Annotated in this window: 24 protein-coding genes; 11 read left to right on the forward strand and 13 right to left on the reverse strand. The window is 68.9% G+C overall.

Annotated features, from left to right (window positions below):
* Complete coding sequence (locus J4E04_RS13915; protein ID WP_027503832.1) at window positions 1-1032, reverse strand: beta-ketoacyl-ACP synthase III; 1032 nt, start codon at window positions 1030-1032, stop codon at window positions 1-3.
* A 103-nt stretch (window positions 1033-1135) separates the two neighbouring features.
* Window positions 1136-1762 carry a TetR/AcrR family transcriptional regulator gene (locus J4E04_RS13920; RefSeq protein WP_307109038.1) on the reverse strand — a complete coding sequence of 209 codons (627 nt, stop codon included), beginning with the start codon at window positions 1760-1762 and terminating at the stop codon, window positions 1136-1138.
* 69 nt (window positions 1763-1831) lie between these two features.
* Here J4E04_RS13920 and J4E04_RS13925 point away from each other — a divergent pair, with 69 nt between their 5' ends.
* From J4E04_RS13925 to J4E04_RS13935, 3 genes are read left to right on the forward strand one after another with little or no spacing between them, the layout of a single operon-like run.
* On the forward strand, window positions 1832-3415 hold the full coding sequence (locus tag J4E04_RS13925; protein ID WP_490148835.1) for a flavin-containing monooxygenase: 1584 nt from the start codon (window positions 1832-1834) through the stop codon (window positions 3413-3415).
* Complete coding sequence (locus tag J4E04_RS13930) at window positions 3412-4251, forward strand: SDR family NAD(P)-dependent oxidoreductase (RefSeq protein ID WP_056442564.1); 840 nt, start codon at window positions 3412-3414, stop codon at window positions 4249-4251. Before J4E04_RS13925 ends, J4E04_RS13930 begins: the two co-directional genes overlap by 4 nt.
* 21 nt (window positions 4252-4272) lie before the next feature.
* Complete coding sequence (locus tag J4E04_RS13935; RefSeq protein WP_490148836.1) at window positions 4273-5184, forward strand: alpha/beta hydrolase; 912 nt, start codon at window positions 4273-4275, stop codon at window positions 5182-5184.
* Here the strand turns inward: J4E04_RS13935 and J4E04_RS13940 are convergent.
* On the reverse strand, window positions 5164-6003 hold the full coding sequence (locus J4E04_RS13940) for a type 2 periplasmic-binding domain-containing protein (protein WP_490148837.1): 840 nt from the start codon (window positions 6001-6003) through the stop codon (window positions 5164-5166). The two genes, J4E04_RS13935 and J4E04_RS13940, sit on opposite strands and share 21 nt — an antisense overlap.
* 80 nt (window positions 6004-6083) lie before the next feature.
* On the opposite strand from J4E04_RS13940, the gene J4E04_RS13945 reads away from it, so the two are divergent.
* The 4 genes from J4E04_RS13945 to J4E04_RS13960 are packed head-to-tail and all read left to right on the forward strand — an operon-like array spanning window position 6084 to window position 9542.
* The gene (locus tag J4E04_RS13945) at window positions 6084-7055 is read left to right on the forward strand and encodes an ABC transporter substrate-binding protein (protein ID WP_027503838.1); all 972 of its coding nucleotides are present in this window, start codon (window positions 6084-6086) and stop codon (window positions 7053-7055) included.
* A complete protein-coding gene (locus J4E04_RS13950) occupies window positions 7052-8188 on the forward strand; it encodes an ABC transporter ATP-binding protein (protein ID WP_222650287.1) in 1137 nt (378 codons plus the stop codon). The genes J4E04_RS13945 and J4E04_RS13950 overlap by 4 nt, the downstream gene beginning before the upstream one ends.
* A complete protein-coding gene (locus J4E04_RS13955; RefSeq protein WP_056442575.1) occupies window positions 8188-8865 on the forward strand; it encodes an ABC transporter permease in 678 nt (225 codons plus the stop codon). Before J4E04_RS13950 ends, J4E04_RS13955 begins: the two co-directional genes overlap by 1 nt.
* Window positions 8862-9542 (forward strand): ABC transporter permease, encoded by a 681-nt coding sequence (locus J4E04_RS13960; protein ID WP_027503841.1) that lies wholly within the window; start codon window positions 8862-8864, stop codon window positions 9540-9542. The genes J4E04_RS13955 and J4E04_RS13960 overlap by 4 nt, the downstream gene beginning before the upstream one ends.
* A gap of 6 nt (window positions 9543-9548) precedes the next feature.
* On the opposite strand, the gene J4E04_RS13965 is transcribed toward J4E04_RS13960, so the two are convergent.
* The 4 genes from J4E04_RS13965 to J4E04_RS13980 form a co-directional block, all read right to left on the reverse strand.
* Entirely contained in the window at window positions 9549-10781 is a 1233-nt protein-coding gene (locus J4E04_RS13965; RefSeq protein WP_081821089.1) for an NAD(P)-dependent malic enzyme, read from the reverse strand.
* A 263-nt stretch (window positions 10782-11044) separates the two neighbouring features.
* Complete coding sequence (locus J4E04_RS13970) at window positions 11045-11302, reverse strand: hypothetical protein (RefSeq protein ID WP_027503843.1); 258 nt, start codon at window positions 11300-11302, stop codon at window positions 11045-11047.
* A complete protein-coding gene (locus J4E04_RS13975) occupies window positions 11299-12177 on the reverse strand; it encodes a PHP domain-containing protein (protein WP_222646045.1) in 879 nt (292 codons plus the stop codon). Before J4E04_RS13975 ends, J4E04_RS13970 begins: the two co-directional genes overlap by 4 nt.
* 28 nt (window positions 12178-12205) lie before the next feature.
* On the reverse strand, window positions 12206-12820 hold the full coding sequence (locus J4E04_RS13980; protein ID WP_222627377.1) for a suppressor of fused domain protein: 615 nt from the start codon (window positions 12818-12820) through the stop codon (window positions 12206-12208).
* 60 nt (window positions 12821-12880) lie between these two features.
* Between J4E04_RS13980 and J4E04_RS13985 the strand changes: the two genes are divergently transcribed.
* Complete coding sequence (locus J4E04_RS13985) at window positions 12881-13591, forward strand: metallophosphoesterase family protein (protein WP_027503846.1); 711 nt, start codon at window positions 12881-12883, stop codon at window positions 13589-13591.
* Complete coding sequence (locus J4E04_RS13990; RefSeq protein WP_027503847.1) at window positions 13581-14429, forward strand: hypothetical protein; 849 nt, start codon at window positions 13581-13583, stop codon at window positions 14427-14429. The genes J4E04_RS13985 and J4E04_RS13990 overlap by 11 nt, the downstream gene beginning before the upstream one ends.
* 67 nt (window positions 14430-14496) lie before the next feature.
* Here the strand turns inward: J4E04_RS13990 and J4E04_RS13995 are convergent, their stop codons facing one another.
* From J4E04_RS13995 to J4E04_RS14020, 6 genes are all read right to left on the reverse strand, one after another.
* The gene (locus J4E04_RS13995; RefSeq protein WP_056442586.1) at window positions 14497-15657 is read right to left on the reverse strand and encodes an ABC transporter ATP-binding protein; all 1161 of its coding nucleotides are present in this window, start codon (window positions 15655-15657) and stop codon (window positions 14497-14499) included.
* 4 nt (window positions 15658-15661) lie between these two features.
* Window positions 15662-16492, reverse strand: a complete 831-nt coding sequence (locus J4E04_RS14000) for a carbohydrate ABC transporter permease (protein WP_027503849.1) — start codon at window positions 16490-16492, stop codon at window positions 15662-15664.
* Between the two features lie 3 nt (window positions 16493-16495).
* On the reverse strand, window positions 16496-17434 hold the full coding sequence (locus tag J4E04_RS14005; protein WP_027503850.1) for a carbohydrate ABC transporter permease: 939 nt from the start codon (window positions 17432-17434) through the stop codon (window positions 16496-16498).
* Window positions 17431-18804, reverse strand: a complete 1374-nt coding sequence (locus J4E04_RS14010; protein ID WP_231476097.1) for an extracellular solute-binding protein — start codon at window positions 18802-18804, stop codon at window positions 17431-17433. The genes J4E04_RS14005 and J4E04_RS14010 overlap by 4 nt, the downstream gene beginning before the upstream one ends.
* A 172-nt stretch (window positions 18805-18976) precedes the next feature.
* On the reverse strand, window positions 18977-19468 hold the full coding sequence (locus J4E04_RS14015; RefSeq protein WP_027503852.1) for a YflT domain-containing protein: 492 nt from the start codon (window positions 19466-19468) through the stop codon (window positions 18977-18979).
* Window positions 19465-20466 carry an HpcH/HpaI aldolase/citrate lyase family protein gene (locus tag J4E04_RS14020; RefSeq protein ID WP_307109044.1) on the reverse strand — a complete coding sequence of 334 codons (1002 nt, stop codon included), beginning with the start codon at window positions 20464-20466 and terminating at the stop codon, window positions 19465-19467. Before J4E04_RS14020 ends, J4E04_RS14015 begins: the two co-directional genes overlap by 4 nt.
* Window positions 20467-20521: 55 nt before the next feature.
* On the opposite strand from J4E04_RS14020, the gene J4E04_RS14025 reads away from it, so the two are divergent.
* Window positions 20522-21799, forward strand: a complete 1278-nt coding sequence (locus tag J4E04_RS14025; protein WP_027503853.1) for a magnesium transporter MgtE N-terminal domain-containing protein — start codon at window positions 20522-20524, stop codon at window positions 21797-21799.
* Window positions 21792-22409: a DUF1003 domain-containing protein gene (locus J4E04_RS14030; protein ID WP_081821023.1), complete on the forward strand. Its 618-nt coding sequence runs from the start codon at window positions 21792-21794 to the stop codon at window positions 22407-22409. The genes J4E04_RS14025 and J4E04_RS14030 overlap by 8 nt, the downstream gene beginning before the upstream one ends.
* Window positions 22410-22450: the final 41 nt, after the last annotated feature.

The following is a 22450-nucleotide window of genomic DNA, read 5'->3' on the forward strand; positions in this document are numbered from 1 at the left end:
CTAGGCGGTCGGGGCCTCCGGCAACGTGACGACCTGGCCGGCGAACGACAGGCCGGCACCGAAACCGAGCAGCAGGGCGGTGTCGCCCTTCTTCGCCTTGCCGGTGCGCAGCACCTCTTCCACCGCGAGCGGGATCGAGGCGGCCGAGGTGTTGCCGGCCTCGGCGATGTCGTGTGCCACCGGGATGTCCTCGGCGAGCTCGAGGCTCTTCGCCAGCAGATCGGTGATGCGGGAGTTCGCCTGGTGCGGCACGAAGACGTCCAGCTCGGAGGCCTTGACGCCCGCCTTGTCGAGGGCCTCGCGCGCCACCTTGGCCATCTCGAACGCCGCCCAGCGGAAGACCGCGATACCGGTCATCGCGATCCACGGACGATCGGCGTTCGGATCCTCCTTCAGGTCCGCGAAGTACTGCAGCCAGTCCTTGTCCTGCTTGATGGCGTCGGCCTGCGAGCCGTCCGAACCCCAGACGACCGGTCCGATGCCGGGCTCCTCGGTGCGGCCGACGACCATCGCGCCGGCACCGTCGCCGAAGATCATGCGCGTGCCGCGATCGTCGGGTCGCGTCGTGACGCTCAGGTGCTCGGTGCCGATGACCAACACCTTGTCCGACGTGCCCGCGCGGACCATGTCCGAGGCGAGTGCAAGGCCGTAGCAGAAGCCCGCGCAGCCCGCGCCGAGGTCGAAGGCGCCGGGGCCACCGGTGCCGAGTGCGTCCGCGATGATCGACGCGGCGGGCGGTGTGAGTAGCAGGTGAGTGGACGTCGCGATGATGACGCAGCCGATCTCGGCGGCATCCACGCCGGAGTTCTCGAGGGCGCGGCGTCCGGCCTCGATCGACATGGAGACCACGTTCTCGTTCTCCCCGGCGAAACGGCGGGACTCGATGCCCGTACGGGTACGGATCCACTCGTCGCTCGAGTCGATGGTCTTGCAGATCTCCTCGTTGGTGACGACACGCTCGGGCCGGTAAGCCCCGATACCCAGGATTCCCGAGTGTCGCGTCTCGGTCGGGATACTGATCTGCGCGCCCATCGAAGGCCGTCCTCTCGTGCTGCCGACCGCCGCTCGTGCGCCGGTGTACGCCCTCACGTTACTGGTGCGGACCCGTCGATCGAAGGGGGTGTCGCTCGACGTGTCATCCCGCGTCGGCACTCGCCCACGACAACTCGGTCGTGTCCGCCGTCGGCAGCGCCACGGCAGGCAGCGCGTGCACCAGCAGTTCGATCAGCTCGTCCCGGCTGAGGTCCTCCTGGTTCAGCCAGGTGATGGTGACCTCCTCGCAGAACGCCACCCAGCCGCGGACGGCCAGTGCGATCCGCGGGGTGCGCTCGACACCGAGCAGCGGGAGCTGCGACACCGTCCGTTCGACCATGACGTCGCGGGTGCGCTCGAAGACGGCCCGCATGTCGGGATCCCCGCTCGCGGTGCCGCGCAGCAGCGAGACGTAGCTGGAGCGGTGCTCGGTGACGTAGTCGACGTAGGACGCGAGTGCCACGGCGAGCGTCGTCAACGGGTCGAGCCCGACGGGCGGCTCGGTGGCGTCGAGCATCTGCCGGCTGGTGTGCTCGACGATCGCGACGTGGAAGTCGTGCTTGGACGAGAAATAGTGGAAGAGCAGCCCACGCGACACGCCCGCCTGGTCGGCGATGTCCTCGACCGAGATGGCGTCCAGCGTGCGCTCCGAGAGCATCTCGACCCCCAGGTCGATGAGCTGGGCCCGCCGCTGTTCCGGACTGAGCCGCGTTCGCTTCACGCTGTCCATGCGCTCCATACTACTGAACGTTCGTCAGTAACTGTTGACCTGCGCTCAATAAGGACCTAGTCTGGGTTCATGAGTCTTCCAGTCACAGATACCGACGCTGTCGCTGCACGCTACGTCGACACCATCATCATCGGCAGCGGTTTCGCAGGACTGGGCGCCGCGATCAAGCTGAGCCAGCAGGGAAGCACCGACTTCCTGGTCCTCGAGCGCGGCAGCGACGTCGGTGGCACGTGGCGCGACAACACCTACCCCGGCGCTGCCTGCGACGTGCCCTCGCACCTCTACTCGTACTCGTTCGCGCTGAATCCGGACTGGACCCGCTCGTTCTCCCGCCAGCCGGAGATCCAGAAGTACATCGAGAGCGTCGCGCGGCAGTACCGCGTGTACGACCGCCACGTCTTCGACTGCCACGTCGAGTCGGCCCGCTGGAACACCGCCACCTCGCAGTGGGACATCGTGACCACCCGGGGGAACTTCACGGCCAAGAAGGTCGTGTCCGCCGTCGGCGCCCTGTGCGAGCCGAACCTCCCGGACATCGCCGGCATCACTGATTTCCAGGGCGAGATCTTCCACTCGGCCCGCTGGAACCACGACGCGAGCCTCGAGGACAAGCGCGTCGCCGTCATCGGTACCGGCGCCTCCGCGATCCAGATCGTCCCGGCCATCGCGCCGACGGTCGCCCATCTCGACGTCTACCAGCGCACCGCCCCGTGGGTCCTCCCGCGCTTCGACCGCGAGTACACCCGCATCGAGAAGCTGGCGTTCAAGTACCTCCCCGGCTACCAGCGTCTGTCACGCACCGGCATCTACGCCGCGCGTGAGACCCAGGTCGTCGGCCTCACCCGCGTCCCCAAGCTCATGAAGGCGTTCGAGTTCATCGCGCGTCGACAGATCGCGAAGGGCATCCGCGACACCGAGCTGCGTCGCAAGGTGACGCCGAACTTCCGCATCGGCTGCAAGCGCATGCTTATTTCCAACAACTACTACCCGGCACTGGATCGACCGAACGTCGACCTGGTGACCGACGGTATCCGTGAGGTGCGGGCGCACTCCATCGTGACGGCCGACGGAACCGAGCGCGAGATCGACGCCCTGGTGGTCGCCACCGGATTCCACGTGACCGACTCCCCCACCTTCCAGGGCATCTTCGGCAAGGACGGGCGCTCGCTCGCCGAGGTCTTCGACGAGCGCGGACAGCAGGGATACAAGGGCGCCACGGTCGCGGGCTTCCCCAACCTGTTCTTCCTGGTCGGACCCAACACGGGCCTGGGGCACACCTCGATGGTGTTCATGATCGAGTCGCAGCTGAACTACGTGATCGACGCGCTCAACACGATCGACAAGCACGATCTCGGTGTGGTCGAGGTGCGCCGCGAGGTGCAGGACGAGTTCAACGCCGACCTGCAGACCAAGCTGAACAAGACGGTGTGGCTCAACGGCGGGTGCGCGAGCTGGTACCTCGACAAGCACGGCAACAACACGACGCTGTGGCCGGACTTCACCTTCGAGTTCCGCCGCATCACCCGCAACTTCGACCTCGAGGCATACGACGCCCTCGCGGCCGGCGACGTCACGAGGCCTGTGAGCGCCGTCGACGGCACCCCCACCCCTGCGACGACCGACAACGACGACGAGAAGGCGATCTCCCGATGAGCGAGTTCCGTGGACGAGTGGCCGTGGTGACCGGAGCCGGATCGGGGATCGGCCGTGCGCTGGCTCTCGAACTGGCTTCGCGCGGAGCACGACTCGCGCTGTCCGACGTCGACTCGGTCGGCCTGGCCGCCACCGTGGCGGCCGTGGAGCAGCGCGGCGGAGAGGTCCGCAGCGACCACCTGGACGTCAGCGAACGCGGCAGCGTACTCGACTACGCGGAGACCGTGCGTCGGCACTTCGGTGTGGTGAACCAGGTCTACAACAACGCCGGCATCGCCTTCCACGGCGACGTCGAGAAGACCGAGTTCAAGGATCTCGAGCGCGTGATCGACGTCGACTTCTGGGGCGTCGTCAACGGTACGAAGGCATTCCTCCCGCATCTCGTCGAGTCGGGAGACGGTCACGTGGTCAACGTGTCCAGCCTGTTCGGCCTCCTGTCGATCCCGTCCCAGTCCGCGTACAACGCAGCCAAGTTCGCCGTGCGCGGCTTCACCGAGGCGTTGCGCCAGGAGATGCTGATCGCCCGCCACCCGGTGCACGTCACGTGTGTCCACCCGGGCGGCATCAAGACGGCGATCGCCCGCAACGCGACCGTCGCCGAGGGCCAGGACCAGAAGTCGGTGGCCGAGTTCTTCGACCGTCGCCTCGCGAAGACCACCCCGGAGCAGGCCGCCCTGGTGATCCTGCGCGGAGTGGAGAAGAACAAGGCCCGCGTGCTCATCGGCAACGACGCCCGCGCGCTCGACGCCCTCGCCCGCATCACGGGATCGCGGTACCAGGACATCATCGTCAGGCTGTCCTCGCGCGTCCTGCCGCGGACGACCACCCAGCGGTAGGGCTGACGGTAGGTTCGGGCGATGCGACCGATGACTCTGCCGTTGCCCGTGGTGTCCCGAGTTCTGAAGCCTGTGTTCCGGGTGATTCTGAACCCGCGCCTCCCGGTTCCGGTGCAGCGCACACTGCTCGAGGTCGCGGCCCGGTCGCTACCGCTGCCGGAGGGCACGGTGATCCGCAGCGAGACCGTGGGCGGTGTCCCGGTCGAACGGGTCACCGTCGGTGCCACCGTCCGACGCACCGCCGTGCTGTATCTGCACGGCGGCGCGTACACGCTGGGGTCGCCGCTGACGCACCGCGTCGTCACGTCGTCGCTCGCCCGCGACAGTGGCGCCGTCGTGGTGGCGGCGCACTACCGTCTGGCTCCGGAGCATCCCTGCCCGGCCGCGCTCGAGGACGCACTGGCCGTGTTCGACGGGCTGGTCGCCGACGGTGTCGCGGCCGATCACATTGCCGTGGTCGGCGATTCGGCCGGCGGCGGTCTGGCCGCGGCGACGACACAGGCGCTCGTCGACCGTGGCACACCACCGTCGTGCGTCGCGATGATCTCCCCGTGGGCCGATCCGGCGGACCAGGACTTCCCGGCGCCGCGCGACTTCCTGCTCGACGCTCGCTGGTTGCGGAACTCGGCGCGGCAGTATCTGGGCGACGGCGACCCGACCGATCCGCGCTACGCCCCCGTGCGTGGCACGTTGACCGGCTTCCCCTCGACGTTGATCCAGTACTCCGCCGACGAGATCCTGCGGCCCCAGATCCTTCGCTTCGTCGACGCATTGACCGAGGCCGGTGTCTCCGTGCGGTGCACCGAACCCACGGATCTGTGGCACGTCGCCCACCTGCAGGCCACCCTGCTGGCCGAGGCGGCGACAGCGGTCCGGGAGATCGGCGCCTTCGTCCGCGACGCGACCGCCCACTCAGAACGACTGCGTCCCTAGCCAACTCGCGGCGACCGCGCCCGGATCCTCGCCGCCGCGGACACGGTCGACCATCTCCGCGAGATCCGCGGTGGTGAGTTCGCCGGCGATGATCTGCAGCGGACGGTCCAGTGTCTCGTCCACGGAGCCCTTGCGGACGAGGGGGACGAGGACGTCGGCGGTGAGGCCGTCTCGATCGTCGGCGAGCACCACGTCGGTTGCATCGACCACGGCGACCCGGTCCGTGGCCCGGACGATCGTCACCTCGGTGGGGCCGGCAGGAGCGAACGCACAGTCGTAACTCTCGGCGAGGGCCCGTGTCACCGCGGACGCATCGACGGCCGGGTCGACGGCGGCGGACAGGCGGGAACACTGCGGAGACAGAGCCGACAGAGTGGCTTCGGGGAGAGCCGATCCCGCGGCCGCGGTGACGGACACCGTCGGCCCGTTCTCGGCGAGACCCTGGTCGGTGACCGCCAGCCACTCCGGCAGTGCACGCGCCAGATCGGCGTAGACGTCCTCCGGCGCCCGCGCGGCGGACGACGGATCCAGTTGCGCCAGAAACGATCCGGTGAAGCCGGGGACGAGCGCGACCGAGGCGTCGTCGAGGCCGGCGAGCGCGCCGGGGAGACCGTCGACCGTGTCCACCCGAGCAGCCGCTCCCCCGCGTGACAGCGCGTCGGCGTACAGGTGCGCCAGCACCGTCTGCACCGGAGTTCCGGTGTCGGCGACCACCAGCGGCTGCGAGCGCGTCGTCCACTCGGGGCCGCCGGTACTCGAACACCCGGCCACCACCGAGGCCGCGAGCAGCGCCGCGACGGCCGACCTGCAGACCCGCATCGACCATCCTCTCGAACCCGGTACCGGCGTTCCGGCGCCGAAAGCGGGCCGGTGTCGGGGCCTATCGTTACACTCGAACAGTGAACACGACACGTCGCACCACCTCACGTTCCGTGCGCGTCGCCGCCACCGCTCTGGTGGCCGCTGCAGCACTCACCCTGTCCGCCTGCGGCGGCGACTCCGATCCACTGAGCAGCGGCGGTGAGGGTGGTAGCGGAGGCGATCCGAACACCATCGTCGTCGGTTCCGCGAACTTCACCGAGTCCGAGATCATCGCCAACATCTACGCCGACGCGTTGAAGGCCAACGGCTTCGACGCCAGCACGCGCCTGTCCATCGGCAGCCGTGAGGCCTACATCCCGGCCGTGCGCGACGGCTCCATCGACCTCATCCCGGACTACACCGGAAACCTGTTGCTGTACTTGGACCCCGAGGCCACGGCCACGGCGCCCGACGAGGTGAACACCGCCCTCACGGCGGCACTGAGCGACGATCTTCTGGCATCCACGCCGGCCCCCGGCGAGGACAAGGACGCCGTCGTCGTCACGCGGGACACCGCGACGCGCTGGAACCTGACCAACATCGCCGATCTCGCGCCGTACGCGGGTGAGGTCAAGTTCGGTGGGCCGCCCGAGTTCGCCGAGCGTCCCGTCGGCCTGCCCGGCCTGCGCGACAAGTACGGCGTCGACATCCCGGCCGCCAACTTCGTCCCGATCTCCGACGGCGGCGGCCCGGCCACCGTGGCCGCCCTCGCTGCGGGAGACATCACCGCGGCGAACCTGTTCACCACCACGCCCGCGATCGTCGAGAACGACTTCGTGGCACTGGGCGACCCGGACAACAACTTCCCGGCGCAGAACGTGGTCCCGGTCTACAACTCGTCGAAGAAGTCGGACAAGCTCACCGCCGTCCTGGACGCCGTGTCGGCCAAGCTCACGACGGTCGAGTTGCTGGCGCTGAACCAGGAGGTGTCGGGCGACGCGAAGACCGAGCCCGCCGCCGCCGCGAACGCCTGGGTCGTCGAGCAGGGTCTGGACAAGCCGGTCTCGTGATCTCGTTCGAGGGAGTCACCAAGCAGTACCCGGACGGAACGCTCGCGGTCGACTCTCTCGATCTCCGGATCGAGGACCGGTCGTTCACCGTCTTCGTCGGCCCGTCGGGCTGCGGCAAGACGACCTCGATGCGGATGATCAACCGGATGATCGAGCCCACGTCGGGCACGATCAGCGTCGACGGTCGAGACATCTCGACCGTCGACGCCGTCAAACTCCGGCTGGGCATCGGTTACGTCATCCAGAGCGCCGGCCTGCTGCCTCACCGCACCGTCGTCGACAACGTCGCCACCGTTCCGGTGCTGACGGGTCGTTCACGCAAGGAGGCCCGTCGCGACGCGATGGAGGTCCTCGAGCGCGTCGGCCTCGATCTGTCGCTGGCCACCCGGTACCCCGCTCAGCTGTCGGGCGGTCAGCAGCAGCGCGTCGGGGTCGCGCGTGCCCTGGCGGCAGATCCTCCGATCCTGCTGATGGACGAGCCGTTCAGCGCCGTCGATCCGGTGGTGCGCGAAGACCTGCAGACCGAGATGCTCAGGCTGCAGGCCGATCTGAAGAAGACCATCGTCTTCGTCACGCACGACATCGACGAGGCCATCAAACTCGGCGATCGCATCGCCGTGTTCGGCACCGGCGGAACGTTGCAGCAGTACGACACCCCGGACGTGGTGCTGTCGGCTCCCGCGACCGACTTCGTCGCGTCCTTCGTCGGTCGGGACCGCGGCTACCGTGGACTGTCGTTCCGCCACGGTGACGGGGTGTCCCTGCATCCCATCACGACGGCGTCGGAACAGGACGCGGCGTCGGTCCGTCTCGACCAGGGCCAGTGGCTTCTCGTCGTCTCCGCCGAGGGCCGACCGCGAGGCTGGATGGACGTCACCGGCCTCGAGGCGCTCAAGTCCGGCGCGAGCATCGCGGACAGCACCTCCGCGGGCGGTTCGCTGTACCCGCCGTCGGGCGATCTGCGACAGGCGCTCGACGCGGCCATCTCGTCGCCGTCCGGCGTCGGCGTGGCGGTCGACGCGAACGGCGCCGTCCTGGGCGGTATCGACGCCACCGAGGTGGTGGCGTTGCTGGCGGACCAGCGTCGAGCCGAGGACCGCGAGCGCGGCCGCCAGTACTTCGAGAAGCCCTGATGCGCTGGCTGATCGACAACATCGACATCGTCCTCGAGCTGACGCGGACCCACCTGTACCTGTCGCTGGTGCCGCTGCTCGTCGGACTGGTCGTCGCGGTGCCCGTGGGCGCGGCCGTGCGCACGGTCGGCTGGCTGCGGCGTCTGACCCTGGTGGTGGCGAGCGTCGCGTTCACGATCCCCTCGCTCGCACTGTTCGTCACCATCCCGCTCATCGCGGGACTGCGTGTCCTCGATCCGTTGAACGTGGTCATCGCGCTCACGGTGTACTCCACGGCGCTGCTCGTTCGCGCAGTGCCCGAGGCACTCGACTCGGTGTCCCCCGCCGTCGTCGACGCGGCCACCGCGGTCGGCTTCGGACGGTTCCGCCGCGCCGCGACCGTCGAACTGCCGCTGGCACTTCCCGTGCTCGTCGCGAACGTCCGCGTCGTCGCGGTCACCAACATCTCGATGGTGTCGGTCGGGTCGGTCATCGGCATCGGTGGTCTCGGACAGCTCTTCACCCAGGGCTACCAGCGCGACTACCCCGACCAGATCCTGGCGGGCATCATCGCGATCGTCGTGTTGGCCCTGGTCTTCGACGCGCTGCTGTTCCTGCTCGGGCGTGCGTTGACGCCGTGGACCCGCGCCGGTGCGCCCTCGACGCGCCGGCGACGAGTGACGGAGGCCCGCGCATGAGCATCTTCTCCGACGCGATCGGCTACATCCTCGACGGCGCCAACTGGTCCGGCGGCACCGGCATCGCGACGCGTCTCACCGAGCACGTCTGGTACAGCTTCCTCGCCGTACTGTTCTCCGTCGTCGTGGCGGTTCCGCTGGGACTGCTGATCGGGCACCTGCGCCGCGGCGAGGTGGCCCTGGTCGGCCTGGTGAACAGTCTGCGCTCGCTACCGACGCTCGGCGTGCTGACGTTCCTCGTCCTGCTGCTCGGGCTGGGCCTGGTGCCACCACTGATCGCCCTCGTGCTCCTGGGCATTCCGCCCATCCTCGCCGGGACGTATGCGGGTGTGGCCAATGTCGACGCCACCGTCGTGGACGCGGCACGGGCGATGGGCATGACCGAACGCCAGGTGCTGCTGCGGGTGGAGATTCCCAATGCGCTGCCGCTGCTGCTCGGGGGCATCCGCAACGCCACCCTGCAGGTCATCGCCACCGCCACCGTCGCCGCCTTCGTCAACCTGGGCGGCTTCGGGCGGTACATCTTCGACGGTCTGGCGCTCTACAGCTACGACCGAGTGGTGGTCGGCGCGATCCTGGTGGCCGTGCTGGCTCTCGTGGCGGACGGCCTGCTGGCCCTCGCCGTGTGGGTCTCGGCGCCCGGGACGGGGCGGCTGCGCCGCGCGCCCCGTCTCTGAGACCTCTCAGGCGACGCCGTCCGCCTTCGCAGCCGCGGCCACTGCCGCCGCGACGGCCGGAGCGACCCGCGGGTCGAGTGGGCTGGGCACGATCATGTCGACGCTCAGATCGTCGCCGACCACGGACAGGATCGCGTCCGCGGCGGCGAGCTTCATGTTCTCGGTGATGCGCCGCGCGCCCGCATCGAGAGCACCGCGGAACACACCGGGGAACGCGAGCACGTTGTTGATCTGATTGGCGAAGTCGCTGCGTCCGGTGGCGACGATGCCGGCGTACTTCTTCGCGTCCTCCGGATGGATCTCCGGGTTCGGGTTGGAGAGGGCGAAGACGATGCTGTCGTCTGCCATCGAGGCGATGAGTTCGTGCCCGATCTTCCCCGCGGAGACCCCGAGGAACACGTCCGCATCGGTCAGGGCGTCGGCGGCCGTCCCGGAGAGGCCGCGCGGGTTGGTACGCGAGGCGAGGTCGACCTTCACGGGATTGAGGTCGGCGCGATCCGCACCGACGATGCCCTTCGAGTCGAGCACCACCACGTCCGAGATGCCCGCGGCGAGTAGGATGTTCGCGCACGCGACGCCCGCGGCTCCCGCACCGGAGATGACGACACGCAGACCTGCGAGCTCGCGCTTCTGCACTGCCACAGCGCCTTTCAGCGCAGCCAGGACGACGATGGCCGTGCCGTGCTGGTCGTCGTGCATGACCGGGCAGTCGAGTGCCTCGACGACGCGCTTCTCGATCTCGAAGCACCGGGGTGCCGAGATGTCCTCGAGGTTCACGGCTCCGAAGCTGGGGCGCAGGCGGATCAGCGTCTCGACGATCTCGTCGACGTCGTTGGTGTCGAGCACCAGCGGGATCGAGTTGAGGCCGGCGAACTTCTTGAACAGTGCCGCCTTACCCTCCATGACGGGCAGCGAGGCGCGCGGGCCGATGTCGCCCAGACCCAATACCGCGGAGCCGTCGCTGACCACCACCACGAGTCGCTCGGTCCAGGTGTACTTGTTCACCAGCTCCTGATCGGCGGCGATCGCACTGCTCACCTTGGCCACCCCGGGGGTGTACGCGATGGAGAGGTCGCGCTTGGTCTCGAGCGGCGCGGTGAGCTCGACGGACAGCTTGCCGCCCACGTGGCTGAGGAAGATCTCGTCGTCCGTGATGGTCGTGAGGTCGTCGCGGGCAGGCCGGAGGCCGGTCGTGTGTTCGGTCGGATCTGTTGCGGCGGTCACTGGGCGCTCCTTCATCGTCCGCACGAAGGGTGCGGATCACAGGCGTGAGGGGAAGTCGGGATGCGCGCCCGGGGGATGAGAACCGAGGGCAGGCGACATCTCGATGCGTGCGCGGCGGGTGAGCCGACTTCGCGCGCCACCGACGAGCGGTGACCGGGGTCGATCACCACGGGGTGGCGGTGATCGCGAGTGGAGCCAGTGTGCCACCGCCGGTTCCTCGGGAGCAAACAGGTGCCGGTCAGCCCCACCACTGTCTCGTCAGCCCCACCCCTGGCTCGTCAGCCCCACCATTGCGTCCACAGCAGGGCTCCCGCGACCACCAGCACGCCCAGTGAGCCGAGGAACGACACCCCACGCGAGCGATGGTCGGCGATCCGCTGGAGCAGGAGCGCCGCGACGACGGCGGCGACGTGCCACGCGATGGACGCGGTGCCGGGGCCGGGGAATCCCCGATCACCGCCGACGACGGCGGCGGCGATGACGAGCGCCGTGAGGACGACGAGACCCGCGGTGATCGATCCGCTGAGCGCCTTCACCGGCGGCCTCCGGGTACGACGAGCGGCACGCCCGTCGCCCGGCTCACCAACGCGTCGAACTGGTCCTCGGCGGTGGTGCGGGCCGCGATCGGCGTCGTCTTGTTGGTGCCGTGGTAGTCGGAGGATCCGGTCACGACGAGATCGTGCTCGCGCGCGATGTCGCGCAGGACGTCCGCGTCCTCGGGGCTGTGGTCGGGGTGATCGACCTCGAGTCCGCCGAGTCGCCCACCGGCGGCGAGCTCGAGAATGTGGTCGGTGTGCAGGAGCCGACCTCGCGTGCGCGCGCGGGCGTGGGCGATGACGGGCACTCCCCCGGCGTCGGCGATCAACTCGACGGCGAGGTCGAGTGGGGTGTCCGCCTTCTCGACGTAGTACGTCCCACCGGTCCGCAGCAGGTCGGTGAACGCGTCGTTCACGGTCTCGACGACTCCGGCGGCGACGAGTGCACGGGCGAGGTGCGGGCGGCCCGCCGACGGACCTGCCGCGGCGAGGATGGTGTCGGCGTCGACGTCGTAGCCGTCGGCCGCCATACGGTCGATCATGCTGCGCAGACGCACTTCCCGCTCCCCACGTAACCGGCTGCGCTCCTCGGCGAAGGCGACGTGCCCGGGGTCGAAGAGGTACGCGAGCAAGTGCACCGTGACCGGGTCACCGTCGGCTCCGCGGCCCTGGCACGACATCTCCATGCCACGGACGAGGGTGGGCGCACCGGGCGTCGCGGTCACCGCGGCCACGGCCTCGTCCCAGCCGTGAGTGGTGTCGTGGTCGGTCAACGCGATCACGTCGAGGCCCGCGGCGGTCGCCGTGGCGATCAGCTCGGTGGGCGTCTCGGTTCCGTCCGACGACGTGGAATGGGTGTGGAGATCGATCAGCACGCGCCCAGTCTGTCAGGTGCGCGAGCGCTCAGGTGGGCGGGCGCAGCGACGCCGCCGAGCGCCGCGGGTCGGCGATGTCGATGCCCGCCTCGGTCCACGCGTCGCGCAACGCATCGGCTCCGCGCAGGCGCACCCACGCGGCCTCGGTGCCGGTGATCGGGACTGCCCGCAGGAACCGCACCGGATCGTACGGTTCGGGCAGCTCGAGGTCGGCCACCCCGGACTCGGCCGTCAGCAGCACCGCCGTGAACGGAGCGCCGGGCCAGAGAGGCTCGCCGGCGTCCAGCAGGGCGTCGGGCACCAGCACGATGCCCTCCACCGCGGGCGACGCGGCGAAGACGGCGAGCGTGCGCCAGACCTCGGCGACGGACTCGTCGACTCCGCGCAGGGCCAGGATCAGCTCGGCGCGCGGGCCTCGCTGCGAGTCGGTGACCATGTCGGACGGGTCGGCCATCGGATGCCGCGAGCACCCGAGAGTGGTGAACCGCACGACTCCCTCGACGTCGGCAGCGAACAGCAACACCTCCAGCGGCTCGAGGCCCAGGAAGGTCACGGACGCGCTGGACGGGTCGTCCTGACCGAGCACCGTCTGCAGATGGGTTCGCACCTGCGCTGTCACGTCGCTCCCACTCACACCGTCCATCCAACCCCACGACGTCCGTACCGGCTCCGACGGGACCGGCGTGCCGGTACGGTCCTGCGTGTGGTGACTGTGCTGACCGTGTCCGACGAGGTGGTCGAAGGCCTGTGGAACGCCCGCACACTCCCGTTCGACGTCGACCTGGTCCTCGGTGCGGGCGACCTGCCGTTCGAGTACCTCGAGCACCTCGCCGAGGCCGCCGACGCCCCGTGCGTCTTCGTCCCCGGCAACCACGACGCCGACCTCACCGGGTACTCGGCCGGTCGAGCCGGCTGGATGCGTGCCGGGCTGCCGTCGAGCTGGCCCGGTCCGGACGGCGCCGTCAACGCCGATCGACGGATCGTCAGCGCCGCCGGTCTGCGGATCGCGGGGCTGGGCGGGTCCATCCGCTACCGCGACGGACCCAACCAGTGGACGGAACGGCAGCAGAAGCGGCGCTCCGGCTCCCTGATCCGGACCCACACCTGGCACCCGCTGCTGCGACGCGGAGCGGACGCACACGGGGTCGACGTCCTGCTGACCCACAGCCCACCGTTCGGTGTCGGCGACGCCGAGGACGCACCACACCGCGGTTTCCGGTGTCTCGATCCGCTCACCGAGCGGTTGCGGCCTCAGCTCCTCGTCCACGGACACATCCACCCGCACGGCACGAGGCCGGCCGACCGACAGCTGCACGGAGCCACGGTGATCAACACCGTCGGCTACGCCCTGATCGACATCACCCCGGGCGGCGACACCGCGCCCATCATCGAGAGGCGACGTCATGGCTCGTGACACCGGATTCCCCGCTGCCGACGCGCAGAACGACTTCTCCCGCCAGCGCCGGCGCGCGGACGTGGCGCGGCTGGTCGGCTGGCTGCGCCGTCAACCGGACGACATCAACACGATCCTGCCGTTCGACGAGGTGGTCGCCGCCCTGGGCAAGGTGCGGGAGCGCCGCGTCGGACTCGAGGTCATCCGGGTCGACTCGATCGTGGGCAGCGTGGATCGCACCCGCGACTTCGACCGGTACTTCCGCCCGACGTCGACGCGGACACGCGAACGCTGGCAGCGCCTCGCCACCGCCTGGCGCCGCGGCGAACCGATGCCGCCCATCGAGGTGTATCGCGTCGGCGGCATGCACTTCGTCATCGACGGGCACCATCGCGTGTCCATCGCCTGCGCGATGCACAGTCTCACCATCGAGGCCTACGTCACCGAGATCATCACCCGCATCTCCCCCGACGGCATCTCCACGAGGGGCGATCTCCTCGTGAAGGATCACCGGCGCATCTTCCTCAGCCGCGTCCCCCTCACCGGGAAGTCGCGCGAGGCGATCGAGTTCACGGATCCGTGGCAGTACGCCGAACTCTCGGATGCGGTGGAGGCCTGGGGTTTCCGGCTGATGCAGGAGCTCGGCGAGTTCGTCGACCGGCGCACCGTCGCCCGCCGCTGGTTCGGTGAGGAGTTCCTGCCGGTCGTCCGGATGGTGCGGTCCGTCGGGGGCATGTTGACCCGCCACACCGACGCCGAGGCCTACATGTGGGTGGCGCGCGAGCGTTACCGCCTGGTGCGCAGCCACATCTGGAACGACGAGATCATCGCGCAGCTCAAGGAGGCCGCGCCGAACTGAGACGGGCGCCGACCGAGACGGCGACGGCCCCCACCGTGCGGTGGGGGCCGTCGTCGCGTTCGAGCGGTCAGAGCGTCAGGTTGGCACCCGACTCGACGTCGAACACCGACACGCGCTTCTGGTCGAACCACAGCTCGATGGACTCACCCATGCGAGCGGCGGACTCGGCCGAGAGTCGAGCGACCAACTGGCCGCCGTCCGCGCCGGAGTCCGCGGCCAGCTCGTCGAGTTCGCGCGAGGTGACCTTGGGGCCCTCGGCGGAGAAGTAGATGTACTTGTCCGACCCCATCGACTCCAGCACCTCGACTCGCGCCGAGAACGTGCTGCCGTTGATCTTCTGGTACGACTCGACGAGCGAGGCGTCCTCGAGATGCTCGGGGCGGATGCCGACGACGACGTCCCCCTTCGCGTTCTTCGAGGCGATCTTCTGCCGCGCCTCGTCGCTCAACCGGATCTCGCCGAGCGAGGTGGTGACCCCGCCGTCCGTCAGACGACCCGACACGAAGTTCATGGACGGCGACCCGATGAAGCCCGCCACGAACAGGTTTCGCGGGTGATCGTAGAGCTCCTGCGGCGAGCCGATCTGCTGCACCAGTCCGCCGCGGAGCACGACGACGCGGTCGCCGAGCGTCATGGCCTCGGTCTGGTCGTGCGTCACGTACACCGTGGTGGTCTCGAGACGCTTCTGCAGCTGGGCGATCTCGGTCCGCATCTGCACGCGCAGCTTGGCGTCGAGGTTCGACAGCGGCTCGTCCATGAGGAACGCCTTGGGGCTGCGGACGATCGCGCGTCCCATCGCGACGCGCTGACGCTGACCACCGGAGAGGTTGGACGGCTTGCGGTCGAGGTGCTGGCCCAGGTCGAGGATGCGGGCGGCGTCGTCGACCTTCTTCGCGATGTCCTCCTTGCTCATCTTGGCGAGTGTGAGGGGGAAGGCGATGTTGTCGCGCACCGTCATGTGGGGGTAGAGCGCGTACGACTGGAACACCATCGCGATGTCGCGATCCTTCGGTGCCCGCTCGTTCACGCGCTCACCGGCGATGCGCAGCTCGCCGCTCGAGATGTCCTCGAGGCCGGCGATCATGTTGAGCGTGGTGGACTTTCCGCAGCCGGAGGGTCCGACCAGGATGATGAACTCGCCGTCGGCGATGGTGATGTCGACGTCGCTCACCGCCGCGGCACCGTCCGGGTACAGCTTGGTCACTTTGTCGAGAACGATTTCGGCCATGGACTTATCCCTTCACTGCGCCGGACGTCAGGCCCGCCACGATACGACGTTGGAAGAACAGGACGAAGATGATGATCGGGATGGTGATGACCACGGCCGCAGCCGCGATCGAGCCTGTCGGTTCCTCGAACTGCGAACTACCGGTGAACTGTGAGATCGCTGCCGGCACCGTGACCGAACGCTCGGTGGCCGTCAACGAGATGGCGAGCAGCAGGTCGTTCCACGCGAAGATGAAGACGAGGATCGCCGCGGTGACGATGCCCGGTGCCGCGAGCGGTGCGATGACCTTGCGGAACGCCTGTCCCGGGGTGGCACCGTCCATCTTGGCGGCCTTCTCCAGCTCCCAGGGGATCTCACGGAAGAACGCCGACAGCGTGTAGATGGCGAGCGGGAGCGCGAACGTGATGTACGGGATGATCAGGCCCGGCCAGGTGTCGAACAGGCCCAGCGCACGCTCGATGTCGAACAGCGGTGTGACGAGCGAGATCTGGGGGAACATCGCGATGAGCAGCGCGGCGCCGACGAGGAGCTTCTTGCCGGGGAAGTCGAGACGAGCGACGGCGTAGGCCGCCATCGTGCCGATGACCACCGCGATGAGCGTGGTGATGAGACCGATGCCGATGGAGTTGATCAGGGCGCTGGTGAACTGGGACGTCTGGAAGATGCCCTTGTAGTTGTCCAACGTCCACGTCGTCGGGATGAACTTGCCGTCGGCGATGTTCGCCACCGGCTTGAACGACAGGCTGATGATCCACACGAGCGGGATCAGTGCGTACAGCAGGACGAGAAGGTTGACGATGGACCAGCCGGCCTTCGTCTTCGTGGTGGCTGCCATGGGTCAGCGTCCTTCCGCGTCGGAGCCGGGTGCGGAGGCCCCGAACAGTTTGATGAAGACGAAGGCGATGATGGCCACGCAGAAGAAGATCAGCACGCTGATGGCCGACCCGATACCGAGGTTGAACGCCCCGAAGAGGTTGTCGTACCCGAGGATCGACACCGAACCGGTGCTGTTGCTGCCCTTCGTCAGAACGTAGATGTTGTCGAAGATGCGGAACGCGTCGAGCGTGCGGAACAGCAGCGCCACGAGGATGGCCGGCTTCATCAACGGGATGATGATGCGGATCAGTCGGGTCCACGCGCCGGCGCCGTCCACCTGGGCCGCCTTGAGCAGATCGTCGGGAACGAGCGCGAGACCGGCGAGCAGCAGCAGTGCCATGAACGGCGTCGTCTTCCACACCTCGGCGAGCACGACGATGGCGAGCGACGGAAGCTGCTGCGTCAGAGGCGCACTGCCCTCGGGAAGCAGGTTGGCCAGGTAGCCGGTCTGCGGTGTCCACGCGTAGTACCAGCTGTACGCGGCGGCGACGGTGACGATGCCGTACGGGATCAGCACGACGGTGCGAACGACGCCGCGCCCGAAGATGGTGCGGTGCATGACCAACGCGACCGCGAGGCCGAGGACGAACTCGATGATCACCGAGATGACGGTGATGCCCACGGTCACCGCGAACGCCGTCCACCAGTAGCCGTCGGTGAGGACGGAGACGTAGTTGGACAGGCCGACGAATTCCTTGTCGTCCGGGAATGCCAGGTTGTACTTCTGCAGACTCAGCCAGAAGGCGTAGATGATGGGATACGCGGTGACGGCGATCATCAGGATCGCGGCGGGAGCGACCAGCAGGAGCCCCAGTCGGCGCTCCGCCTTCTTGCCCTCGGACACCGCCTCGGCCGCCTTGGCGTGCTTCTGCGGGCGTCGGGGCTCGTCGGTGACGGTCATGGGATCAGCCCTTCGGAGTTCACGGCCTGGCGGACCAGATCGGCGAGCCTGTCGACGTCTCCCACGGGATCGATGTCCTGCGGGGGGTTGAGCGCGTCGGTCAGGAGGATCGAGATGGACTGGTACGCGGGCGACACCGGCCGGACCGCGGCACTCTCGATCGAGCCGAGAACGCCCTCCCATGCCGGGTAGGCGGCCTGGAACTCGGGATCGTCGTAGAGCGAGCGGATCACCGGCGGCACACCGCCGTCGACGGCGTTGTTGCGCTGGTTCTGCTCGTCGGTCAGGCACGCGACGGCGGCCCACGCCTCGTCGGGATGCTCGGTGGTCTTGGCGACACCGATGTTGAACCCGCCGATGGTGACCTTGGCGGGCTCACCGGGGTTCACCGAGGGGTACGGCGCGCTGCGGAACACCTCGTTCACCGCCGCGTCCTGCTGGTCGGCGGGAACGGTGGACAGGTCGAGGAAGGACACGCCGCCCGCGGCGGCGTTCTCCTTGAGTCCGGGGAGCACGAACGGGTAGTTCACCTCGGCGAACATGGTGCCCGCCTCGACGCCGAGACGTGCTGTGCCCTCGTCACTCTGGGAGACCGAGGGGTCGGCGCCGGGAGCGGTCGCGACGCTCTTGATGATCGAGAGAGCCTTCTCGGTGGCCGCGCGGTGCTCGGGGGTGTCGTTCAGTGTGACGGTGGTGCCGTCCTCGCCGACGACGGATCCGCCGGCACTCTCGAGGAGGGTGTTGAACCAGACCATGAAGCCCTCGTACTGCTTCGCCTGCACACCGATGGCCGCGGGCTTGCCGGAGGCGGCGTTCTCGCCGGCGGTGGCGATGAGGTCGTCCCACGTCGCCGGGGGCTGGCCGTTCGGCACCATGTCCGGGCGGTACCAGAGCAACTGGGTGTTGGAGTTCAGCGGGACCGCGTACAGCTTGTCCTTCTGCTCCGTCTCGGGGTCGAGCCACTCGGCGGTGGCGAGCGGGCCCTCGAGCACCGATCCGTCACGCAGCTTCGCCTCGAGATCGTCCGGAACCGGAAGTGCCCAACCGGCTTCGGCGAACTCGGCGGTCCAGACGACGTCGAGTGTCATCAGATCGAGCGTGCGGTCGTTGCCCGCCAGACGGCGAGCGAGCTGCAGGCGCTGATCGTTCGCGCTCTTGGGGAGCGTGCGCTGCTCCACCCGGTACGCGCCGCCCGACTGCTCGGTGCACGCCTGCGCCGCCGCCGCGTACTGCTCCGCGCCGTCGGCGGCGGTGTAGAAGCTCAACACGATTCCGTCGTCGGAGGATCCACACCCCGCCAACAGACTTCCGGCCACCACCGCGGCGGCCCCTGTCGCTGCGAGTTTCCTCGCCCTGTACCTCTTCGGCACGACCGCCTCCTCTGCCGCAAGAGAAGGCGCCACAGTCGGCCCGACTCCGCAGCGTGTGCTTCGTTGGACACGCATTCCCTGCGAAGTGGAACCTAGTCGAAAGCTGAGAGGAAAACGGTGGCTTGTTGCAATCCCGTGATGCTTTCGGTACCGACGGGTCGGTGGTGAGAGGTCAGATGGCGAGACGCGCCAGCAGATCGCGCGCCTTCTCGGCCGTCTTCGGCTCGCACAGCACGTCGTACCGCCCCGCGACCAACTGCATCGTCGACGCGAAGTCGCGCTGCCCCTTGGTCGCCGCGTAGGGAATGGTGGCCGAGATCAGTCCGAAGACGATGCCGCCCAGCACACCGACGAGGAGCGCGCTCAGGTAGTTGGTGTTCGTGATGATTCCGAGAACGAGTCCGAGGAAGACACCGAGCCAGGCGCCCGAGATGATGCCGCCGCCAATCACTTTGGCCCAGGTGAGGCGACCGATGACACGCTCGACCTGCATGAGGTCGACACCCACGATGGTGACGTCCTGGACCGAGAACTCCTGATCGGAGAGGTAGTCGACCGCGCGCTGCGCCTCGGCGTAGGTGGGATAGGAACCGATGGGCCAGCCCGACGGCGGGGTGGGGAGGCCCTGTCCGGGGCGGCCGGACTGCGACATGGGGTTCGTCATGACTCCATTGTGCCTGCTGGCGGGTCGGTCGTGGGGTCCGGTGCGGGCCGCGCACCGCTGCGCACCATGCCGGCCGCGTCGGCGGCCTCGACGAGGGCCCGAGCCATTCGATGACCCGCCTCGTCGACCATCTCGTCCCCCACCATGACGGCCCCGCGCGCTCCCCCGTCGACGGAGAGGTACCGACGGTAGGTCTCGACGATGTCGTGGGCGCGGTCGACGTCGGCCTGGCGCGGCGAGAACGTCTCGTTGGCGATGTCGATCTGCGAGGGGTGCAGCACCCACTTGCCGTCGTAGCCCAGAGCCGCGGAATGCCGGGCGGCGCGGGTGAACCCGTCGGTGTCGCGGACCTGCACCCAGGGTCCGTCGATGGCCTGGAGCCCGTGGGCCCGCGCCGACAGCAGGATCGTCATCAGCACGTGGTGGTAGGCGTCGCCGCGCTCGTAGCCGGGCGGCTGCTCCCCCACCGTGAGGGTGCGCATGCCGACGTCGGCCATGAAGTCACCCGGCCCGAACACCAGGGTCTGCACCCGCGGCGAGGCCGTCGCGACGGCGTCGATGTGGAGCAGACCCACGGCGTCCTCGATCTGCGGCTCGATCCCGATGCGGCCGACGGGTAGGTCCGACTCGCGTTCGAGTTGTGTCAGAAGCAGATCGAGCGCCTGCACCTCACCGGCCGAGCGCACCTTGGGCAGGACGAGGGCGTCGAGGTGGGCACCCGCCCGTCCGACCACCTCGAGCACGTCGCGGAACGTGGCCTCCGTCGTCCAGTCGTTGACCCGCACGAGCCGGAGCTGCGTGCCCCACCCGGCCCATCCGAGCGCGTCGGCGACGTCGATGCGCGCCTGCGCCTTGGCGGCCGGCGCGACCGCGTCCTCGAGATCCAGGAAGACGGCGTCGGCGGGCAGGCTCAGAGCCTTGCGCATCATCTTCGGACTGCTGCCCGGCACGGCGAGCACGGAGCGTCGGAGGCGGGCGCGCGGCACTGTGGTGGTCACCACGGCACACTATCGGCCCGCACCGCGTGCGAGGCCCCCGTCTACTGTTGCGCCCATGGCAGCAGTGAACAAGGTGTTCGCCGCCAGGCTCGCGGGCCTCGTGGTGCTCGGACCCGACGGTGAGAGCATCGGCCGCGTCCGCGACATCGTCGTGACCGTGCGCGTCGGTCGCCAGCAACCCCGCGTCCTCGGCCTCGTGGTCGATCTGGCCACGAGGCGCAAGATCTTCGTTCCGATGCTGCGCGTGACGGCCGTCGAACCGACGTCGGTGACGCTGACCACCGGCAACGTCAGTATGCGCCGCTTCGTCCAGCGACCGGGCGAGGTACTGGCCCTGGCCCAGGTCCTGGACTCACGGGTGCGGACCGACGATCCGGACGCCGAGGACCTGCACGGCGTGGACTGCGTCGTCGTCGACCTCGGCATCGAGCAGACCCGCACGCGGGACTGGGTCATCGCGCGCGTCGCCGTGCGCCCCCACCGCACTCGGCTGGGTCGCCGCGGCAGCATCCACGTGCTCGACTGGCAGAACGTGCAGGGCCTCACCTGGTCCGATCTGTCCCTGCCGGGTCAGGGTGTGTCACAGCTTCTCGCCCAGTTCGAGGGACTCCGGCCCGCCGACGTGGCCGACGCGATCCGCGACCTCCCCGAGAAGCGGCGACTCGAGGTCGCCTTCGCCCTGGACGACCAGCGCCTCGCGGACGTCATCCAGGAGATGCCCGACGACGATCAGATCGACCTGGTGCAGGCGCTCGCCCCCGCCCGTGCCGCCGACGTGCTCGAGGCCATGGACCCCGACGACGCAGCCGACCTGCTCGGCGAGTTGCCGGAGCCGGAGGCCGAATCGCTGCTGCGCCTGATGGATCCGCAGGACTCCGAGCCGGTGCGACGTCTCCTCGAGCACTCCCCCGACACGGCGGGTGGTCTGATGACACCGGAACCGGTGGTGCTGAGCGCGTCCGCGACGGTCGCCGAGGCGCTCGCTCGTGCGCGCAACCCCGACCTCACGCCCGCCCTCGCGTCGCTGGTCTTCGTCGTGCGACCGCCGACGGCCACGCCCACGGGCCGCTACCTCGGCTGCGTCCATCTCCAGCAGTTGCTGCGCGAACCGCCGGCCAGTCTGGTCGGCGGCGTGATCGACACGACACTGTCGACGCTCTCCCCGGACGACAGTCTCGCCGCCGTCACGCGATACTTCGCGGCGTACAACCTGGTCTGCGGACCGGTCGTGGACGCCGAGGAGCATCTCATCGGCGCCGTGACCGTGGACGACGTCCTGGACCACCTTCTTCCCGACGACTGGCGCGAACAGGAGCACGTGGGACATGAGTGAGAAGTCGGCGGCGACCGCCAGACAGCGCCTCGACACTCCACGCGGATCCCGACGGTTCAAGCTCGACATCGACGTCGACTCGGTCGGCCGGACCGGCGAGAACGTCGCGCGATTCCTCGGTACGGGGCGATACCTGGCGATCCAGACGGGGATCGTCATCGTGTGGATCCTGCTCAACGTCTTCGCGGTGAGCCTGCAGTGGGACCCCTACCCCTTCATCCTGCTCAATCTGGCGTTCTCGACGCAGGCCGCCTACGCGGCCCCGCTGATCCTGCTCGCTCAGAACCGGCAGGACGACCGCGACCGGGTGTCGCTCGAGGAGGATCGCTCGCGCGCCGCGCAGACCAAGGCGGACACCGAGTTCCTCGCTCGTGAGCTCGCTGCGCTCCGGATCGCGGTCGGCGAGGTCGCCACGCGCGACTACCTCCGCCGCGAACTCGACGACCTGCGCGCGGCGCTGCTCGATCCCGCGCAGGCGGCGGCCGAGGAACAGAAGGCGCGCAAGAAGTCTCGCAAGAAGTCGGTCGACGAGGACTCCACCTCGTTCGCCGCCGCCCCTTCCGTCGAGGAAACAACTCGTTTCGACCACAGCGAGGACACGCGACGGTAACCTCGGTCACACTGCGCGTCGGGTCTCGGTGAGTGCGCAGC

The organism is Rhodococcus sp. NFXS4 (assembly GCF_058139645.1).

Excerpts from the sequence above, each read along its gene's own strand:
- J4E04_RS13990 (WP_027503847.1), top strand. The coding sequence starts at position 13,581 with ATGGCTCGTGACACCGGATTCCCCGCTGCCGACGCGCAGAACGACTTC.
- J4E04_RS13980 (WP_222627377.1), bottom strand. The coding sequence starts at position 12,820 with ATGGACGGTGTGAGTGGGAGCGACGTGACAGCGCAGGTGCGAACCCAT.
- J4E04_RS13995 (WP_056442586.1), bottom strand. The coding sequence starts at position 15,657 with ATGGCCGAAATCGTTCTCGACAAAGTGACCAAGCTGTACCCGGACGGT.
- J4E04_RS13965 (WP_081821089.1), bottom strand. The coding sequence starts at position 10,781 with ATGAAGGAGCGCCCAGTGACCGCCGCAACAGATCCGACCGAACACACG.
- J4E04_RS14030 (WP_081821023.1), top strand. The coding sequence starts at position 21,792 with ATGAGTGAGAAGTCGGCGGCGACCGCCAGACAGCGCCTCGACACTCCA.
- J4E04_RS13920 (WP_307109038.1), bottom strand. The coding sequence starts at position 1,762 with ATGGACAGCGTGAAGCGAACGCGGCTCAGTCCGGAACAGCGGCGGGCC.
- J4E04_RS13925 (WP_490148835.1), top strand. The coding sequence starts at position 1,832 with ATGAGTCTTCCAGTCACAGATACCGACGCTGTCGCTGCACGCTACGTC.
- J4E04_RS13930 (WP_056442564.1), top strand. The coding sequence starts at position 3,412 with ATGAGCGAGTTCCGTGGACGAGTGGCCGTGGTGACCGGAGCCGGATCG.
- J4E04_RS13935 (WP_490148836.1), top strand. The coding sequence starts at position 4,273 with ATGCGACCGATGACTCTGCCGTTGCCCGTGGTGTCCCGAGTTCTGAAG.
- J4E04_RS14005 (WP_027503850.1), bottom strand. The coding sequence starts at position 17,434 with ATGACCGTCACCGACGAGCCCCGACGCCCGCAGAAGCACGCCAAGGCG.
- J4E04_RS14025 (WP_027503853.1), top strand. The coding sequence starts at position 20,522 with ATGGCAGCAGTGAACAAGGTGTTCGCCGCCAGGCTCGCGGGCCTCGTG.
- J4E04_RS14000 (WP_027503849.1), bottom strand. The coding sequence starts at position 16,492 with ATGGCAGCCACCACGAAGACGAAGGCCGGCTGGTCCATCGTCAACCTT.
- J4E04_RS13940 (WP_490148837.1), bottom strand. The coding sequence starts at position 6,003 with ATGCGGGTCTGCAGGTCGGCCGTCGCGGCGCTGCTCGCGGCCTCGGTG.
- J4E04_RS13960 (WP_027503841.1), top strand. The coding sequence starts at position 8,862 with ATGAGCATCTTCTCCGACGCGATCGGCTACATCCTCGACGGCGCCAAC.
- J4E04_RS13955 (WP_056442575.1), top strand. The coding sequence starts at position 8,188 with ATGCGCTGGCTGATCGACAACATCGACATCGTCCTCGAGCTGACGCGG.
- J4E04_RS14015 (WP_027503852.1), bottom strand. The coding sequence starts at position 19,468 with ATGACGAACCCCATGTCGCAGTCCGGCCGCCCCGGACAGGGCCTCCCC.
- J4E04_RS13915 (WP_027503832.1), bottom strand. The coding sequence starts at position 1,032 with ATGGGCGCGCAGATCAGTATCCCGACCGAGACGCGACACTCGGGAATC.